General features: G+C 42.7%; 19 protein-coding genes, 1 pseudogene and 1 riboswitch. Of the genes and pseudogenes, 15 read left to right on the top strand and 5 right to left on the bottom strand.

Annotated features, from left to right (window positions below; genetic code table 11):
- The first annotated feature begins 43 nt into the window (after positions 1-43).
- Both FKN05_RS15015 and dinF read left to right on the top strand, forming a co-directional pair.
- Positions 44-859 carry a class I SAM-dependent methyltransferase gene (locus FKN05_RS15015; protein WP_099610377.1) on the top strand — a complete coding sequence of 272 codons (816 nt, stop codon included), beginning with the start codon at positions 44-46 and terminating at the stop codon, positions 857-859.
- Positions 860-912: 53 nt separating this feature from the next.
- Complete coding sequence (gene dinF / locus FKN05_RS15010) at positions 913-2286, top strand: MATE family efflux transporter DinF (protein ID WP_170887860.1); 1374 nt, start codon at positions 913-915, stop codon at positions 2284-2286.
- Positions 2287-2328: 42 nt separating this feature from the next.
- Here dinF and sthA read toward each other — a convergent pair whose 3' ends face one another.
- Positions 2329-3729, bottom strand: coding sequence for a Si-specific NAD(P)(+) transhydrogenase (gene sthA, locus FKN05_RS15005; RefSeq protein ID WP_099610379.1), 1401 nt, complete (start codon positions 3727-3729; stop codon positions 2329-2331).
- 245 nt (positions 3730-3974) lie between these two features.
- Here sthA and fabR point away from each other — a divergent pair, with 245 nt between their 5' ends.
- From fabR to FKN05_RS14990, 3 genes are all read left to right on the top strand, one after another.
- Positions 3975-4616: an HTH-type transcriptional repressor FabR gene (gene fabR / locus FKN05_RS15000; protein ID WP_099610380.1), complete on the top strand. Its 642-nt coding sequence runs from the start codon at positions 3975-3977 to the stop codon at positions 4614-4616.
- The gene (locus FKN05_RS14995; RefSeq protein WP_170887858.1) at positions 4616-4987 is read left to right on the top strand and encodes a YijD family membrane protein; all 372 of its coding nucleotides are present in this window, start codon (positions 4616-4618) and stop codon (positions 4985-4987) included. The genes fabR and FKN05_RS14995 overlap by 1 nt, the downstream gene beginning before the upstream one ends.
- Before the next feature lie 287 nt (positions 4988-5274).
- Positions 5275-6534, top strand: coding sequence for a tyrosine-type recombinase/integrase (locus tag FKN05_RS14990; RefSeq protein WP_170887856.1), 1260 nt, complete (start codon positions 5275-5277; stop codon positions 6532-6534).
- 92 nt (positions 6535-6626) lie between these two features.
- Here the strand turns inward: FKN05_RS14990 and FKN05_RS14985 are convergent, their stop codons facing one another.
- On the bottom strand, positions 6627-6839 hold the full coding sequence (locus FKN05_RS14985) for a hypothetical protein (protein ID WP_170887855.1): 213 nt from the start codon (positions 6837-6839) through the stop codon (positions 6627-6629).
- Between the two features lie 70 nt (positions 6840-6909).
- On the opposite strand from FKN05_RS14985, the gene tnpA reads away from it, so the two are divergent.
- From tnpA to tnpC, 3 genes and pseudogenes are all read left to right on the top strand, one after another.
- Positions 6910-7230 carry an IS66 family insertion sequence element accessory protein TnpA gene (gene tnpA / locus FKN05_RS14980; protein ID WP_170887854.1) on the top strand — a complete coding sequence of 107 codons (321 nt, stop codon included), beginning with the start codon at positions 6910-6912 and terminating at the stop codon, positions 7228-7230.
- Positions 7227-7580: an IS66 family insertion sequence element accessory protein TnpB gene (gene tnpB / locus FKN05_RS14975; RefSeq protein WP_170887853.1), complete on the top strand. Its 354-nt coding sequence runs from the start codon at positions 7227-7229 to the stop codon at positions 7578-7580. The genes tnpA and tnpB overlap by 4 nt, the downstream gene beginning before the upstream one ends.
- A gap of 59 nt (positions 7581-7639) precedes the next feature.
- Positions 7640-9198, top strand: a pseudogene (tnpC, locus tag FKN05_RS14970) (IS66 family transposase).
- 215 nt (positions 9199-9413) lie between these two features.
- On the opposite strand, the gene FKN05_RS14965 reads toward tnpC, so the two are convergent.
- Positions 9414-10592: a YcjF family protein gene (locus FKN05_RS14965; RefSeq protein WP_212752306.1), complete on the bottom strand. Its 1179-nt coding sequence runs from the start codon at positions 10590-10592 to the stop codon at positions 9414-9416.
- A 351-nt stretch (positions 10593-10943) separates the two neighbouring features.
- On the opposite strand from FKN05_RS14965, the gene FKN05_RS14960 reads away from it, so the two are divergent.
- From FKN05_RS14960 to FKN05_RS14945, 5 genes are all read left to right on the top strand, one after another.
- The gene (locus FKN05_RS14960) at positions 10944-11567 is read left to right on the top strand and encodes a hypothetical protein (protein ID WP_170887852.1); all 624 of its coding nucleotides are present in this window, start codon (positions 10944-10946) and stop codon (positions 11565-11567) included.
- A 329-nt stretch (positions 11568-11896) separates the two neighbouring features.
- A complete protein-coding gene (locus tag FKN05_RS14955; protein ID WP_170887851.1) occupies positions 11897-12571 on the top strand; it encodes a hypothetical protein in 675 nt (224 codons plus the stop codon).
- A gap of 100 nt (positions 12572-12671) precedes the next feature.
- Positions 12672-12914: a ParE family toxin-like protein gene (locus FKN05_RS16935; RefSeq protein WP_524540902.1), complete on the top strand. Its 243-nt coding sequence runs from the start codon at positions 12672-12674 to the stop codon at positions 12912-12914.
- A 12-nt stretch (positions 12915-12926) separates the two neighbouring features.
- Complete coding sequence (locus tag FKN05_RS14950) at positions 12927-13070, top strand: hypothetical protein (protein WP_170887850.1); 144 nt, start codon at positions 12927-12929, stop codon at positions 13068-13070.
- A complete protein-coding gene (locus FKN05_RS14945; protein ID WP_170887849.1) occupies positions 13071-13211 on the top strand; it encodes a hypothetical protein in 141 nt (46 codons plus the stop codon).
- Between the two features lie 180 nt (positions 13212-13391).
- Here FKN05_RS14945 and trmA read toward each other — a convergent pair whose 3' ends face one another.
- Positions 13392-14501, bottom strand: coding sequence for a tRNA (uridine(54)-C5)-methyltransferase TrmA (trmA, locus tag FKN05_RS14940; RefSeq protein ID WP_170887848.1), 1110 nt, complete (start codon positions 14499-14501; stop codon positions 13392-13394).
- Between the two features lie 149 nt (positions 14502-14650).
- A riboswitch (cobalamin riboswitch) is annotated at positions 14651-14847 on the top strand.
- A 45-nt stretch (positions 14848-14892) separates the two neighbouring features.
- On the opposite strand from trmA, the gene FKN05_RS14935 reads away from it, so the two are divergent.
- Together FKN05_RS14935 and murI are read left to right on the top strand one after the other, a co-directional pair.
- Positions 14893-16746, top strand: coding sequence for a TonB-dependent receptor domain-containing protein (locus FKN05_RS14935; protein ID WP_170887847.1), 1854 nt, complete (start codon positions 14893-14895; stop codon positions 16744-16746).
- A gap of 154 nt (positions 16747-16900) precedes the next feature.
- Positions 16901-17701, top strand: a complete 801-nt coding sequence (gene murI, locus FKN05_RS14930; RefSeq protein ID WP_170887846.1) for a glutamate racemase — start codon at positions 16901-16903, stop codon at positions 17699-17701.
- On the opposite strand, the gene FKN05_RS14925 is transcribed toward murI, so the two are convergent.
- Positions 17670-18137 (bottom strand): RNA recognition motif domain-containing protein, encoded by a 468-nt coding sequence (locus FKN05_RS14925; RefSeq protein WP_170887845.1) that lies wholly within the window; start codon positions 18135-18137, stop codon positions 17670-17672. The genes murI and FKN05_RS14925 overlap by 32 nt on opposite strands.
- Positions 18138-18549 lie beyond the last annotated feature (412 nt).

Genomic DNA, 18549 nt, shown 5'->3' with positions numbered 1-18549 from the left:
AACTGATATTCATTATCATCTTCTTTATGGCGTCATAAGGAAGATGGTTATGCCCTCAAAAAAGACAGATTCATCCGCTTATCATGTTCCCGTTCGGTTACTGCAGCCGCTTTGGTTACGTAGCCGAGAAAGCTTAGTTGATGATGGTTTAGTTTATGACCCCATGGCCACTAGCGCTTGTCAGCGTTGTCATTTAGCACCTGAGTGCTTTGCGGGTGATATACATCAAAAACAACTATTACACGTCACGTTAACGCGGCTGTGCGATCAACTGGTTCAGCAGTTCCTTAAACATTACCCAGAGGGTTGGGTCGTCAATGTTGGTGCAGGGCTCGATACTCGTTTCTACCGGATTGATAATGGTCGTTGCCATTGGTTAGAAGTGGATGTGACTGAACATCTTCTTTGGCGGCAAAAGCTTTTCCACCGCAGTGAACGTTATCAACACTGCTGTGGCAGCGTCGAGACCATTAATTGGCTGGAATGTTTACCGATCCCTGAATCTGCTCCTGTGTTTATCTTATGCGAGCAAGCTTTGTTAGATTGCAATGCACAACAAGTGGCGCATTTTATTCGCTCAATTGGCCTGCACTTCGCTCATGCGCAGGCTTGTATTATTTTAGCTGGGGATAAAACCGATACTCGTTTAGGGCAAAAAATGGGCTCAGGCAATTATCGACATGGTTTTTCTCACCCAGATCAGGCGGTATTACACTGTTTACCTTGGGCGAATCAGGTTACTCTGTTTTCTCCTCTGGATCGTGATTGTGGACGTTGGAAATTATGGCAACGCTTCATGAGCAAGTTTGGTTACGTAAAACAGCGCTTCACGCCTGTGGCTGCTCTCGTTTGCTGGTAGTACTTACACTGATAGTCGTTACATAGCTGTTAGGCAGAATTTTCGTTACACTGATGCCTTCATTTCTCGAGGGCTATGGCGTGCAATCCATCATTCAAACATTGTCTAATCGTTCTCTTCATCGGCAGGTTTTACTGCTGTCTATTCCGATGGTGTTGTCAAATATTACTGTTCCCTTATTGGGGGTGGTTGATGCGGCCGTGATTGGTCACTTACCACATGCTTGGTATCTAGGAGGCGTGGCCTTAGGAAGCACCTTGATCAGTGTGGCATTTTGGTTGCTGGGTTTTTTACGTATGTCGACGACGGGCTTAACCGCACAAGCCTATGGTGCGGATAATGCTCAGCAATTAGCGCGAGTTTGGTTACAAGGCATCCTTATGGCGTTAGGGTTTGCAACGCTATTTTTACTTTTTCATCGTGGGATCGCGGAGGCGATTTTTTCTATCAGTCAGGCCAGTGAACAAGTCAAAACCTATGCGATGCAGTATTTTGTTATTCGATCTTGGAGTGCCCCCGCGGCGTTAATCAATCTCGTATTGCTGGGATGGTTGTTGGGCACACAAAATGCTAAAGCTCCGATGTGGATGGTGATTATTACTAATCTTACCAATATTGGATTAGATATGTTTTTTGTGCTGGGATTAGGCTGGAAAGTACAAGGTGTTGCGGCGGCCTCGGTGATTGCTGATTATGTTGGCATGAGCTTTGGATTATTATGTGTGTGGCGGTACTGGTGTGCAAAATCGTTACCATCACCATGGTCTTTGTTGGCAGAAGCCTCACAGGGCATGAGCCGTTTTATTCGCCTAAATCGTGATATTTTCCTTCGTTCACTGTGCTTGCAAGCCGTATTTAGTTTTATGACCTTTCAAGGCGCAGCATTTGGTGATCAGGTTGTTGCGGCGAATGCGGTATTAATGAGTTTTCTAATGATGATCTCCTATGGCATGGACGGTTTTGCTTATGCAATAGAAGCTATGGTCGGCAAGGCGATCGGAGCCAATAGTCAGCAGCAACTCAAAGCCTCTATCATTGGTAGTACTTTCTGGAGTCTACTGATTTGTCTAGGTTTAACCGTGATGTTCTCGGTGGCAGGGACATGGCTGATTAGTCTCATCACCAGTATTGAAGACGTCCAGCAAACAGCTCAAGCTTTTCTTCCTTGGTTGGTGGCCATGCCGTTAATTTCCATGTGGTGCTTTTTATTGGATGGTATTTTTATTGGCGCAACGAAAGGGAAGGAAATGCGCAATAGTATGTTTATTGCTGCTTTGGGCTTTTTTATTTTCTTCACTCTGTTTTCTGCTTGGCAGAATCATGCTTTGTGGTTCTCCATGCTGGCTTTTATGGCATTACGTGGTATGACGTTAGGCTGGCGATTGATAGGGCTGTGGCGATACGGGCTATTTTTCGAAAAGGGATAAATGATGCTCCCCAAGCATGGTAAACGGTTGGGGAGCTTTTTTTTAAAAGAGTCGATTTAAGCCATTGAGCGCCGCGACGCGATACGCTTCTGCCATGGTTGGGTAGTTAAATGTGGTATTCACAAAATACTCAATGGTGTTCGCTGTTCCTTTTTGTTCCATAATTGCTTGGCCAATATGAATGATTTCAGCCGCACGTTCCCCGAATACGTGAATGCCTAAAATTTCCTTTGTCTCTCGATGGAACAAAATTTTTAGGCTTCCGATATCTTTTCCTGAAATTTGTGCTCTCGCAAGATGTTTAAACGACGAGCGGCCCACTTCATAAGGAACTTTCGCGGCCGTAAGTTCTTGCTCAGTTTTCCCCACCGAGCTGATTTCAGGAATGGTATAAATTCCGGTTGGAATATCTTCAATCAGTTTATTACTGGCTTGCCCTTGAGTAATGGCTTGGGCGGTAAAGCGGCCTTGATCATAGGCAGCGCTGGCAAGGCTTGGATAACCGATCACATCACCTACGGCATAAATATGTTCGATATCAGTTTGGTAGTTGTTGTTGACAGCCAACTGGCCGCGTGAGTCTGGGCTGAGTCCAACAGAAGAGAGATTGAGTTTATCGGTATTTCCCGTTCGTCCATTGGCATACAGTAGGCAATCTGCTTTCATTTTTTTGCCAGACTGCAAGTAAACAATAACCCCATCGTCGGTGCCTTCCACTTTTTGATAGGTTTCATCGTTACGGATCACGATACCACTATTCCAGAAGTGATAAGAGAGTGCATCTGAAATTTCATTATCCAAGAAGGCGAGTAAGCGATCCCGCGTGTTTACTAAATCGGTTTTAACCCCTAAGCCACGAAAAATAGAGGCGTATTCGCAGCCGATGACTCCTGCACCGTAAATAATAATATGTTTGGGGTCATGTTTAAGGTTGAGAATCGAATCACTGTCATAGATGCGAGGGTGACTAAAGTCGACATCACTTGGTTGATAAGGTCGAGAGCCTGTAGCGATCACAAACTTATCCGCTTGGTAATGTTCCACACTACCATCCTCTTTGCTAACCGCGACAGTTTGTGGGTCAACAAATTGAGCAGAGCCAAAAATAAGAGAACAGTGATTACGATCGTAAAAACCTTGGCGCAAACGAGTTTGCTTATCAATCACCGATTTTGCATGGTCGAGAATCGATGAGAAATTAGCGTAGAGGCTGGTGTTATTTTTACAAAATAGAGGGTTACGATTAAATTCAATAATTCGGCTAACAGCATGGCGTAGTGCTTTGGAGGGAATGGTTCCCCAGTGTGTACATCCTCCGCCAACACTGCTTTCTTTTTCGATAATGGCGACATTCATACCTGCTTTTGTTAAGCCCATGGCGGCTCCTTCTCCGCCTGGACCACTGCCGATTACGATGACGTCAAAGTGGTGATTCTGTGCCATAAAGTGTCCTTGTTATCCATGCTTTGTCTGACTGTAGCGAGATTGTAACGAATTAGTCAGTGAGGTAAATCTTGTTGCTTTCAGAGAGTGTTTAGGATCACGTACTTTCATGGTGTGGGACCGAGATTGATTGAATCATTGAATAGAAGATTGCTCCTAAGCAGAACGAGGTAATGAGAGAGTCGACAAGTCTTTGTCTTGCGTTATAGTATTGAGTCGATTTTCATTGATAGAACGGATCCAGTATGAAACCCACGGGAATTCGCGCACAACAAAAAGAAAAAACCCGCCGCTCATTGATTGATGCTGCTTTTCGTCAACTCAGTGCGGATCGCAGCTTTTCCAACTTGAGCCTACGTGAAGTTGCCCGTGAAGCGGGGATCGCCCCGACCTCGTTCTATCGCCACTTTAAAGATATGGATGAGCTAGGCTTAACCATGGTGGATGAAGGCGGGCTGTTATTACGACAGTTAATGCGTCAAGCCCGCCAGCGCATTGTTAAAGAAGGGAGTGTCATTCGAACCTCAGTTGAAACCTTTATGGAATTTATTGACAGCAGCCCCAATGTATTTCGTCTGTTGCTGCGTGAGCGTTCTGGTACATCCTTTGAGTTTCGTACCGCAGTGGTGCGTGAAATTGAACATTTTTCAGCAGAGTTAACCGAGTACTTAATTAATACAGGCATGTCACGTGAAGAGGCCATGGTGCAAGCTGAAGCATCAGTGACATTGGTATTTAGCTCCGGCGCTCAAGCTTTAGATTTAAATCGACAAGCGAGAGAGGAATTAGCTGAGCGATTAATAATGCAACTACGCATGATGGCAAAAGGGGCTCTCTGGTATCGGAAGGAACGGGAACGAAATCGATTAAAAGGTGGAATAGACTAATGACGAAAAAAACAAATAATCATTATCCAAGCTCTGAGCGTAAAACCTTGGTGTTAGCATTAATCTCGGGTATGTCCGGAGATGCCTTACTATCTTGGCTTACCATGAGTGAAGTCACATTCTCGATCTTTCCCTTGATCGCTTTAGTTTTATCGGTGCAGGCTCTCTATCAGCAGTATTTACGTCATCCTGTTGCCGAAGATATCCCGTTGGTGAGTCTGGCCTGTTTCTTTGTTGGAGCATTTGGCTATTCTGCGTTTATTAAGGCTCAATATCCTGATAGTGGTTCAAACTTACTTTCTCTTTTTATTGTCTTAGCCCTTTTATTGTGGATCGGTAAAAAGCTCGGATTTATTGGCCGTCGCCACTGAATAGCTTAAGCGAAATAATGTCAATCTTTCCAGAACAAGAAACGAGCCATTTGGCTCGTTTCTGCTGTTTATTGGTTGTCTTTACGCTTTACGCTCTAGCATCACGCCCACTTCCATGTGGTAGTTAAATCGAACTCTGAATTTTGCAACGTATTCTAAAATTCAAGATTGAATTTTAATTTATTGTTTTTATTTGAATTTTAATTGTTCATTGTCCAAAAGTATCTTTAGCCGTTCAATAAAAACTCGTCTTTTCTCGTACCCAGAAATGCAGAGGTTTTTGAACCATGACCAAGCGAATTAGCACCAACGACACGTTGCAATCACTGAAAGCACAAGGCAAAGAATACTTAGTTCCAGATAAGAAAATTGAAGGATTGAATATTCGTGTTCGCCCAACGGGTACAATGACTTGGATCTTTCGCTTTCAGGTCGGCAAAAAACACGAAAAAATCACTATGGGGCGGTATGTTAAGTTGAAACCGGAAACGGGGATGACATTAGAGCAGGCAAGAGTAGAAGCTGGCCGCTATCGGAGTTTGCTGGAGAACAACAAGAACCCAAAGGTTGAACTGGATAAAGAAAAACGCGCACAAGATGAGGCAAAGACCTTTAACGATGCATTTGAGAGTTTTGATGAGAAGCGTCTTTCTAAGCAATTACGAGGCGATCAGTCGAGAACCATTTACAATCGAGATATAAAGCCAATTATCGGTAATATTAAGCTGGCGGATTTAAGCATATATGATCTTAATAAGGTTTTTGATGCGAAGGTTGATAAAGAGGGTAAGCGTATGGCTGGTGCTATCGGTGCTTGCCATAAAGTCATCAATCAAGTGATTAACCATGCCTTAGCTCTTAATATGCTTGATTCTCATCCGGCACCACAACTAAAAGCAAAGGATGTTGGAGGGGGCTCTAAAGTAACAAAGCGAAACCTTAGCTTTTCTGAGTTGAAGATATTGTTAACTAGCTTAGGGGAGTGGCGCACAGCCCCTTCTAACGTCCGTTTAATACGTTTCTTGCTGGGATGTGGTCAACGTATCAGTGCTGTTCTAGAAATGCGTTGGGGTGAGCTAGATCTGGAAAACAAGGTCTGGACTCTACCAGCCAGCTCAGCAGAGCGACATACTAAAAGTCCGGATAGTCGCAAAGTACCGCTCAGTGATTATCTTGTTGAGTTATTGCAAGAGCAGCGTGAAAGTGTCCCAAGTAAATGGAAGTTTGTTTGGCCTCAACTCACTGTAGATAAAGCCCAAGAGCCTGCGGCAGTACGGGCATTGATCAAACGTAATTTACCAGCCGATCTAGAGCGTTTTTCACCCCATGACTTGCGTCGTACCTTTATCAGCCGTTGTAGTGAAATGGGGCTGGATATCGTGGCAATAGAAAAGATAGTCGGCCACCAGCTACCGGGTATGCTTAGAGTTTATAACCACCATGACTACCTTGATGAGCAACTAGTCGTTTTACAGGCGTGGGGCGATAAGCTTCAGGCTTTGACAGTTGAGAATATTGTTCCTTTATCAGCGACGAGATCGGCTTGATTTTTCGTCCAATGTGTAACGAAGATACAGACTCTTCTTAATGGTTCGAGGAACAGCATGAATTCTAGTTTTATGAGCCTATGTTACTTAGATTATAGAGAGTTGGTTAAATGTTCGAGCGCTTTCGTCAACATTAAGTTTCTCTCTTCAAGTGAGTCTACTTTATTACGTATTTCTTCCAATTGGTCTCTTTGCTGACGATATTTCGCCTTTAGCAAGCTGAAATTTTCGAGCTTTTCATTCAGTGAATAATTGTCTTTTTCTAGTCTTAGAATCTCTCTTCTAAATGCTGTTCGTAAGCGCATCATAAACACCGTATTCTAATCAACCTCAGCACACTATACGATCAAATCTCCAATCATAAGGAGATCTGAAATGGCAAAACGACGTACCGACCAAGAATGGCAAACCCTGTTTGAAAAATACCAATCCAGTCATTTATCCCAGCGTGTCTTCTGTGAGCGTAACGGGTTAAGTCTGTCTACTTTTTATGCCAAACGCCAGCAGTTACAAACCACGAAAACCACCAATATCGGTGGTTTTGTTAAAGCAGAAGTTATCGAAAAAACGACTCGCTACCAATTCACTCAAACCCCCGTCGCCAACATGACATTATTTATTAATGACGCTGAACTCAGCATTCCACAGGGGACACCTGCCTCGTATCTGGCAGAGTTAATCGGAGCACGGTCATGAAACGAATGTTGAACGCCCCGAATGTTTACCTGTATCGAGAGTTCGTGGATTTTAGAAAATCCATTAATGGCCTAGCGGCGATTATCGAGGCCGAAACCGATTTGCCGCTCGGTACAGGTGCGCTATTCCTGTTTACCAATAAACAACGCGACAAAGTCAAAGTGTTGTACTGGGATAAAACGGGCTTTGCCCTGTGGTACAAACGGCTCGAAAAAGCCAAATTCAAATGGCCCACTCAAGAGAAAAAGCAGGTCTACACCCTGACTCAATTTGACTTAGATAGACTGTTATCTGGCTTCACGATAATCGGCCATAAAACGATAAAAATAGACAACTTTACAATGAGTTAACTTCAATAAAAGTCAGTTATACCAAGCCTTGTCGTGGTATTTTTAGTATAATCAATGCCATGAAAAAGACGCCCGATATGAACCCAGAAAGCCAAGACATCGCCGAGCTTCAAGCTATGGTGAAAGCGTTGATGTCGGAGAAAAATGAGCTAAAAAAGAAGGAAGCGCAATGGCAACAAGAGCGCCAATCCTTAATTGAGCAGTTTAAGCTCGCCCTTGACCGCCAGTTCGCCAAACGCTCGGAAGCGTTAAAGCCATATAACGAAGCACAGGGTGACCTCTTTAATGAGGCAGAATGTGAAGCGGCGAAAGCGGAAGATGAGGTTATCACCACCACAACGACGACCATTAAACGTCGTGGTAAACGTCAACCGCTTCCTAAAGACTTGCCACGTGAAATCATCGAGCTTGACCTAGATGAGCACGACAAGCAGTGCTCATGCTGCCAACACGCTCTGCATAAAATCGGCGAAGACCGCAGTGAAAAGTTGGAGTTCACACCCGCTGTATTGAAAGTGTTGGAATATGTTCGTCCTAAATACGCCTGTCGTCAGTGTGAACAACAGGCTGAAAAAAGCCACATTCACCAACAACCCGCACCGATAAGCATCATCCCTAAAAGCTTCGCCACAGAAAGCTTGCTGGCCAATATCATCCTTGGCAAATACCAATACGCGATGCCACTTTATCGCCAAGAATCCCTATTTACCCAGTCAGGTATCGAGCTATCGAGAACCACCATGGCAAGGTGGGTAATCCAGGTGAGTGAAAAGTTCAAACCGCTTTATCAGGCACTGAAGGCTCACTTACTCGAACAAGTGGTGGTTCAGGCCGATGAAACACCGCTCAATGTACTTAAGGAAGACAAGCAATGTTATATGTGGTTGTACTGCTCGGGAGCTGACTCCCCTGAAGCCAAACTCCCTGACATGAAAAATATAATATCGTCTTGTTCGACTATCAAAACAGCCGTGCGAGAGCGTGTCCCGTGAACTTTTTGGGCGATTACTCAGGCTATCTACAAAGTGATGGCTACGCGGCTTATGACGGATTAACCAACATGGCCAATGTCGGTTGCTTCGCTCACGCACGTCGTAAGTTCATGGAGGCGAAAAAACTTCAGGGCAAAGGTAAAGCAGGTAAAGCGGATGTGGCGTTAGCCAAAATCCAAAAGCTATATGCACTGGAATCGCGATTAAAACTGGCTTCGGTCGAAGAGCGTTGGGCAGAAAGACAAGCGCAGGCTAAACCGATGTTGGATGACTTGTATGACTGGTTAACCACGCAGAAAATCATCGAATCGAGTCCTCTTGGTAAAGCCATCAAGTACACCTTGGGTCAGTGGTCTAAGCTGATACGCTATGTTGAAGATGGGCATTTATCTATCGACAACAACCGAGCGGAACGCGCAATCAAATCGCTGGTTATTGGCAGAAAAAATTGGTTATTCTCGACGAATCCGCTTGGTGCGGATGCGAGTGCTTTGCTGTATAGCATCATCGAGACGGCGAAAGCGAACGGACTGATACTCTACGATTACATGGTCAAATGTATGAGGGAACTGGCAAAGCCAGAGCCTGATATCAACTCACTTCTTCCTTGGAACTTTTCACACTAAAACGCCCCGTGGGATCATGGGGCGCTTACATTATATCGATGAGCAGTTGAAGGTTTTGGAGGTATGGGGCTGTAAGCTGCAATCGTTAGTTGTAGAACACGTTGTTTCATTGGGAAAAACAAAATCCGCTTGAGACATGGTAAGTCTGAGTTTGTGTAACTTTCTAGTAGGAAGTGTTACAGCCTAGTCTGCACGTACCAGGCTGTATCAGTTAATTATTTTTTGTAAGAGAAGTAAGTTTTAAAGATATCTAGTACAGCATCTGTATTGTCTGGCAATTTTACCGTTCCTGAATCTAAGTCGAAGTAGTGCTCCATGACTTTAATGTACGCATGACCAATTGCTTCAGTAAAAGCAAATGCCGTTGAGGCTGATACAACACCTCCTGCAATAGTGCCAGCTCCAGGGATAAACTTGAGAATAGTCGTAACAGTGGTCTTGGCTACTTGTGCTACTGTTGTTATTCCTAAGACTCCGACTATGATGCTTGATGAAGTTGAGGTGCTTGAATCAACTTCGAACTCACTGTTTATCTCATAGATTAACTTGCTTTGAATCGCAGCAATAAGTGGGGCGTCAGAGCCAGGAATGGGAGACGCTCCAACAGTTGCAGATGCTCCTGCCGCTATGTGAACCTTATTCTTTGAGCTGTCTATCATAGCGTCACGCCGCAGCTCGTTCTTTACCCGCTGTGCCTTTTTTAAGGCAGATGCTGCTGTTTTTTTCCCTGCTGGGATGCATTGAAGGCTAAGGTCTAGCAAGGTATCTAAGCCTTTTACTGGAACAATGAACTCATCACTTATTTCTTCAGGTACAGAATTTACTGCTACAAACCTATCAGATACGAATTGTTTATATTGAGAGTTAATCAAATTTTTGGCTTCATCAATAAACGGTTGCCGACTTTTCCCTATGACTTTCGTGAAAACAACGACCGCAGGAATGTTGTTATCTTTCAGAATACTAAGTAGTTCTAGATCTCTATCTTCAATTCGAGAGCTGGAGGCATCAATACAGAGCCATCCGAGATGTGGCAGATCTTCTAGAGAACTTGCATTTTTTAGAGCTTGATGGAGATCGCTCCGAAGCTGTTCTAAGGTCGCTTTGTAATCCTTTGACTCAATCCCTTTGGTGTCCCACAGAGTCATACCTTTACTGGGTACTTCTACTTTCTGCAAGTGTTGCGTGACGGGTTTACCTACTCCTGTTTTGACTATGTCTTCACCAAAGAAGGCATTTACAAGAGAACTTTTTCCGACGCCAGTTGCCCCCATAAGAATTATATTGAATTTGTCCTTCGATTCATTGACTTGTTCTTTGGCTTTTTCAGAATCAAACTCACCGGTTTGGGGGTCAAAACTATCGCCTAAGTAGTCCTCATAACTGATGCTCATTATCTATCCTCTTTAAACCCATCAAAAACATTACACTTAGTTGGTGTAATCTGTTTTATAGTGAATTTTTTCCTATAGCTACATAGCTTTATCCAAGTAATGTTAGCCATCGCTCATATTGAGAGGAAATTATTTAGTTGATAGGCTGAGTTTTGTACGGGTACATTCTAAGCTGGTCTATCTCTGCTGAGCAGCTAAAAGATCGAACTTGGTATACAAAATTATTTAGAGAAAGTTTGATATTTATAATTTTAGTAAAATCAGCAAGCCAGAATAATGGAAAACTTTTCATTTGGTGTGCGTTATTGTTAAACTTATGGAATATAGAAACTGATGGTTTTTCTATGACTTATGGATAGATCAAACGTAGAACAGCGACAAAAAATGGGAATCAATGGATCTAAAAAGCATGAAGGTTTGCTCCACTTGTTATTTGAATTGGATTGGGCTGTCGGGAGGATAGTGGCAACACTACTCAACGTTTGTCTGTTCATCGCTTTAGTAGGGATGGCGCTGATATCCCTATGGCTTGCGCTTATTAATATTTTCGAATACCAAGAAGGCTTGTCCGACATTTCAGATATCGAGGCCGTGTTCGTCATTTTAGCTTTAGTTCTTTTAAGGCGATATTTCATCTACACACGTCAAACTAGTGAGCGTTGGTGGAATATGTGGTCCATGCCTTTAATCTGGTATGGTAGATTTGTACTAGTCGCTTGGTTGGTCGTCAGTGTTGTTGCTTTGACTGATTTGCAAGAGGGGACTAAGCATTTAGACTTGGTACGCCTCCATGGTGAGAACTATATCCAGATGTTTGCATTTTCAGGCATTCTTTTAAGCCTATATATAGCCGTACCCAGCAAGGGTAAAAGGACAATGGTTTTTGACTCTCAAGATTTAAATGGAGACGATAGTATCGCCAAGAACAATGTGAATTCACAGGAGCAATCCCAAAAAACAAAATCGGATATTTAGAATGTTACGTAAAAATACTCTTATCATTGCTCTGAGTCTCTTATTAGTACCAGCAATCTCTTCAGCTAAATCTCCCCCATTCCCATTGGTAGATAGTTGCGCTGAGTTAGTCAACATATATGCGTCCAAGAATAAAAGGCATCTGCTAGCTGCTCAAACAACTTCGTTATCTGAAAGCTTAAGAGCTGGTTACTGTTTGGGTGTGATAGATCAGTACGCAAAAAGTCAGTATCGCTGTCGATCTGATTGGTTTACGCGAGCGGAATTTATTGCGAGATACGCTCTTGAGGAGAATCCACCATCTGAAAGAGACTTGTTAAGGTTGTCTTGTGAAATATGATGGATTGTCACCTCCTGACGCGATAAGATCGTTGTTTTCTGTTGAACTGTCCGAACACAAGTCATTTAAAGATCTAGTTTATCCTCTTGTAAGAAGTAAAGGTTTTCTTATCGTCCATAAAGAAAGCATGGGGATTGGTTCGGACAAACATCATTTGTTCATAGCACGGGAGAGCCTAAACAAGTTCCACAATGCAGTGTTGCTTCAAGGTTTTTTTGCTGATAGCAAACGTGTCAAGGCTATCTTTACCGATAGTTATAAACGGATGGAAGCAGCCGAGTTTTTAAACGTTACTTTAGTTGGTCGACAATCCATTATTGGCGTAGGCATCCATTCTGAAAAGCTGGATCAGTTTATTAATATAATGAAATCAGATGCTTCGTTGTCTGAAACTCTCTTACCTAATCCATTCCATGAACTCCCACAATTGTCAATTGGCAATGTCACGAGTGTCATGCAAACTTTGCTAGCTCAAAGTGCCATATTGACTAATGGCGAAACCATGATGTTGTATTATTTAAATGGCGATCTTCAAAAGGCTTATGAAGCCGCATCTTCACTTCAAACTGAACATCCTGTTTTATCCAAATATCAATCACTGATAACCCAAAAGTACCTTGAAGCTAATGAATTCGATAATTTATTGGATGATTTATTAAATTAGCTGTTGCGAGTGCAGTGCACTCAATCATTCTGTTCTCAGTTCATCAGGGAGAGCAAGAATGATATCTACAAAACAGCTTATTGATACATTCTGAGCTCATATTCCACTTTGTCAGGTTAAGCGTGCTTTCGAAATTGAAAGGTCACTTAAATCGGGGGCCTACTATCATAGTCTAGGAGGAAAGAAAGTTCGCTCTTTCCCGACCTTTATCAGGTTTAGACTAGGAAGAGGACTTCGATTGGTTTGGCAGGATAATTCTGATGGACTACACCCTAAAGCGATAACAACTAAGCAAGGATTTGAGCGAATAATCAAGCAAATTCATAAGTTTAGTTTTAATTAAGGAAATCAGAATATGACTAAGAAAATAACACCAAAAGACAACGCGTCTAACATCCCAAATGCAAATAAAGGTACTAATGGAACGAACCGTCAGTACGATCAGAATCAGGGTAATCGCGGTAAACAGTTAAACCCTAATCAGCAAGGGAAGAAATAAATGCCAGATCCAAGTGAAATGTCTCAAGAAGAGCTTGATATCTGGTCAGATATCAATAATCCCAATAACGATGCTGATATGGATGATTGGGCTGATGCCCACAACCCAAATAATGATGATTACTTGGGTTGTGGTGATTAAATAAAAACCAGCCATAGTCATTAATCATTTTGACTATGGCTGGTTTTATCTTTATAGGCCAGTTCTTTTATTTGAATGTTTACCGACGTGATGAATAACTTGAAGTTTGATTTTTACCGCCCCCGTACCCCACGCCGTACCCAGATAGATTTTTATTGAATCTAAAGTCAGTTAAACCCCTTATTTAATGCGCTCTAGCATCACACCTGCTTCTATGTGGTGGGTGTATGGGAATTGATCAAATAAAGCGAAACGAGTGATGTTATGAGTCGTTGACAAGATCTCTAGGTTCTCTTTTAGCGTTTCAGGGTTACAAGAAATGTAGAGAATCCGCTCGTAGCCTTGTACCATTTTACAAGTCTCTATATCCATTCCGGCACGTGGTGGGTCGACAAAAATGGTGTTACAGCGGTAACTTTTAAGATCAATCCCTGCATCTTTCAAGCGGTTAAATTCACGTTTACCTTCCATCGCTTGAGTAAACTCTTCAGCTGACATACGGATAATTTGTACATTATCTATTTTGTTTACTGCAATATTGTATTGTGCGGATTCGACTGATGGTTTGGCCAATTCTGTCGCTAAAACGCGGTCAAAGTTTTGTGCAAGCGCAAGAGAAAAATTACCATTACCACAATATAGCTCCAGTAAATCCCCTTGGCTGTCTTGCGTGCAGTCAACAGCCCATTCGAGCATCTTCTCGGCCACTTTTCCATTGGGCTGAGTAAAACTATTTTCGACTTGCTGATACAGGTAAGGTTGGCCGTTGACGTGTAGTTTTTCTATCACATACTCTCGGTTGAGTACGATTTTCATTTTGCGAGCGCGACCGATCAAATTAAGGTTGAACCCTTCATCATTCAATTGTTGCTTTAGCTTATTGGCTTCAATGGTCCATGCCTCGTCTAACTGACGGTGATAAAGCAGCGAAACTAACACTTCACCGCTGAGGGTGGATAAGAAATCCACTTGAAATAGTTTACGACGTAAGGTGTCGTTTTTTTTCATTGCATCAAGCAGTAAGGGCATCAAATCATTAATTAACCGACTGGCGGCGGGAAATTGATCAACGCGATACTTTTCCCGTGTGGTGGGGTTAAACATAATGTAATACATTTCGTCGCCTTCATGCCAAACGCGAAATTCTGCACGCATACGGTAATGTTGCTGAGGAGACTCAAAGACTTCCAGCTCAGGGACTTGGTAGGGCTGAAACATTTCCGTCAGACGGGTGATTTTCTCAGCCAATTGTGCTGAATAGTGTTCCGGATTTACGTCAAGCGTCGCCATGGTATTACCTTTCAATGGGTGCATGTATTTCAAGAGCGCAGATTTTATTCAATCTACAACACATGTCCAGTTTTGTACGAAATAGAAGGGAAATCAGGCTTAAATTACCCATAGTTCACTTTCTATACTAGACAATTGGAGTTTTGCTAAATACTATCCATGGAGCTGGTGACACTTGGCCGTCTAGGTTGCTAAATGTCTGAAAAGGGAATCTGGTGGAAATCCAGAACTGACGCGCAGCGGTAAGAGAGAACGAACGCTCAATCAAGACACTGCTTTTGGCGGGAAGTCGAGTTAGTAGGTTTTGCCCTTAAGTCCGAAGACCTGCCAGCAGCTGAGTTTAGCAGTGGTATCTCTGCTCAGTAGAATTTACGCGACTTAGGATAATAGAATGAGAAAAACGTTTCTTGCGATCACCTGTGCATCGCTGCTTTCACCTATTTTTTATTTACAAGCCCAAGAAGTTTCCGCAGATGAAACGGTTTTGGTGACCGCAAACCGCTTCAAGCAAATTGATGGTGCCGTTCTTGCACAAACCGTTACGATAACAAAAGAGGACATTAAACGTCTTCAAGTCAATAGCCTGTTTGATGTATTTCGTACACTACCGAGTGTTGAAGTTGCCCAGTACGGTGGACGTGGTCAATCCGCGTCTATCTACGTTCGAGGAGGTAGTTCATCCCAAGTTCTGGTTTTAGTCGATGGTATTCGTATGCCACGTGCAATGATGGGGGGTATCGATTTTAACCAATTTCCAATGAATTCTATTGAACGCATTGACTACATTCGTGGCGCGCGTGCCTCTATCTACGGTTCAGAGGCCATCTCTGGCGTAATTAACATTATTACTCGTGCGACTATTGATGACGATTCAAGCCGAGTGTCTATAGGTTATGGCTCAAATAATCATAAAAAGGGCACGTTTTTGGTCTCTAAGGCTGTGGGTGAGGGTAAGCACTTTAAGGGGGTCGTGGGGTACGAGAAAACCGATGGTTTTAACGTTAAGCCTCAAGTGGGATTGAATGACGGCGATGAACATGGTTTCGAAACGTTAAATTTTAAGTTGGGCTATCAACAAAACTTCTCTGATTATTTATCGGGTTATGTAGGTCTTAGCGCTTATAACAATGAGTATGATTACGACAACAGCAGTATTTGGAGTGGCCATGAGAAAAAAACTGGCGAAGTTGAGTATGTAGGAACGGACTTATCGCTAGAATACAACAAAGACGCTTACTCATCTGAATTAAAATTGGCTTATGGTCAACAAGACAACTATGACCATAAGTCAGGTCAAAGCAAATCTACCGGCGATCATGTTGCTATTGAACAGTTCAATGCAATTTGGTTGAACTCGTACAGCGTTAACGAGCAATTGAGTATTGGCGGTGGTTTGGACTACCGTACCGAGAAGTTAGCAAAAGGCTATATTGCGGCAAATAGTTGGGGACCGGCTCAAGACTATCATCCCCAAAAAAATCCAAGAACGAACTTTGGTGTGAGTGCTATTACCCAATACGTTTACGATGCATGGACGTTAGAACTCAGCGTACGTAATGACGAAAACAATCAGTTTGGTAACAACACCACATGGCAAACTGCTGCTGGTTGGAAGGTTTACGAAGGCTACGAATTAACCTTAAGCCATGGTACGGCTTTTCGTGCCCCGAGCTTTGTTGACTTATACTATCCAGGTTACGAAATGCCAAATCTAAAACCGGAAGAATCAGAAAACACGGAATTATCGTTATCTGGCCTAGTATCGATTGTTGATTGGACAGTAACGGGTTACTACAACCAAATCGAGAATATGCTGATTTGGAAAGGCGCTGGCATGCAAAACGTCGGTAAAGCACAGATCAAAGGTATAGAGCTAGAGGTGAAATTCGACACGAATATCGTCTCTCATGAGTTCTACTTAGATTATAAAGATCCTGTCGATAAGTCTGGTACAGAGAAGACCCAATTAGCATACCGATCTAAGCGTGGTGCTAAGTGGAATGCTTACGCAACATTTAACCAATGGACGTTGGGTTCGCAGTATCTTTACCAAGGTGAGCGCTTTAATGGCAGTACAAGATTATCGAGCTATAGTCTATGGAACTTTACCGCTTCTTACGCTGTGAATCCAAATTGGGATATTAATGCGAAGCTCAGTAACGCATTCGATAAAGATTACGAGATGTACTCAGATTATGCCACGCCAGGGCGTCAGTATTTTATCTCGACAGACTACCGCTTCTAATTGAGCCAAACAAGACCGCCACATCGGCGGTTTTTCTTTTTAAACTTGAAGTGAAGAGAGGAGCGATTGAGACATTAAAGATACCAAGCGAAAACATTGCCAAAACAAATCTAACCAGTATGATCGCCAAATCCTTAATTTGCAGGTAAGACTTGTGCGAGCATTAAGTAATAAAAAAGTCCTAGTGTTTGATTCTGGTGTGGGAGGGCTATCGGTTTTCCAAGAAATCCACCGGCTTTTGCCATGCGTGGATTACTTGTATCTATTAGACAACGAAGCTTATCCATATGGTGAGCTTGACCAAGCTGTACTGATCACTCGTGTTAATAAGCTGGTGGCAGCACTGGTAGAAGAGTATCAAGTCGACCTCGTGGTCATCGCCTGCAATACGGCGAGCACTATAGTACTTCCTTCCTTACGCGAGAAATTATCTATTCCCGTTGTTGGTGTTGTTCCTGCGATTAAACCTGCATCGCTTTTGGCATCACAAGGGGTGGGCCTGATCGCCACGCCGGCGACAGTAACACGCCAATATACTCACGAGTTAATACGAGACTTTGCACAAGGCAAACCAGTTGAGCTATTAGGCTCAACTCGCTTAGTGGATATGGCAGAAGAAAAATTACGAGGAAAGGCGCTTAATTTAAACGAATTAGCTACCATTTTAAGTCCATTAAAAGACAAAATAGATGTGGCTGTACTCGGATGCACACATTTTCCACTAATGAAAAATGAAATTCAAAGTGTACTCGGAGAGGGTGTTATGCTGATTGATTCTGGATCGGCTATTGCGCGTCGAGTTCAAAGTTTACTGGGTCTAGGAGTAGGAGAAAAAAGTGGGCAGTCTTACACTATCTTTTCAAGTGCGCCTCCTTGGCAAGAAGGCGCGTTGAATGAAAAGTTGAGAGAACTAGGGTTTTCTCCTATTCGTCCATTTCCTCTTCAGGGTGTTTAGGGTCATTTGCAATTCGAACCTTGAGTGTTCGTTGCATATAGTCTGTCTCATTAAGCGCATCTATAGTCGCTTGAGCTTGAGGGGCAGAAATAACAACAAATCCGAACCCTCTGCGTTTTCCTGTACGTTTATCTTTCATTAGGCGAACCGCAAAAACTTCACCGTATTTCGCAAAAAGCTCACGAACATGAGATTCATTCGCTTTATATGGCAGATTTCCTACGTACAAGGTTTTTGTTGCCTGTGATGAATCTTCTACAGAAGAAGGGCTGAGTACTCTTTGCTCTGTATTATTTAGGCGTAATAAAATAATAGCCGAAAACATGACACCTAGAACAAAACTCACAGATGAGTGAATTGTAAATAGAGAAAAAATGAATGCACCAATCGCAGCCAGTGCAGTGAGAGTTAATAATAATGATTTCTTTGAATTCATATCAAAATACTACTTATCAGAATAAAAGTAAGAGGCGTATCTAACATTAACAAAATAGACACATGAATATTACGTATATGTGTGGTCTTTTTCCAATCTATTGCTGTGACTCTCCTCAAATGTTCGAATTTTATTCAAAAATTAATGGGTTGATTTATTTTTAGGCAAACAAAAAAATGTTTGAAAAAAAAGCTTGTCATAACTAAATCAGTCCCTATAATGCGCCCTCACTGACACGGCAGACGCCGCAAGGCTTTAGGCAGTGTTGGTTGAGGGAAAGCTTCTAAAAAGAAAATTTGAAAAAGTGTTTGACTCTTCAAATTAACTCGTTAGAATTCACCTCCGCTTTGAAGCTCAATGAGCCTTCCAAGCAACGCTCTTTAACAATTTAAACCAATCAATCTGTGTGGGC

Origin of the sequence: Vibrio sp. 1-1(7) (assembly GCF_013048485.1) — a bacterium.
GTDB lineage: Bacteria > Pseudomonadota > Gammaproteobacteria > Enterobacterales > Vibrionaceae > Vibrio > Vibrio fujianensis.
The sequence above is the reverse complement of the archived record's forward strand: the minus strand, read 5'-3'. Positions and strand labels throughout refer to the sequence as shown.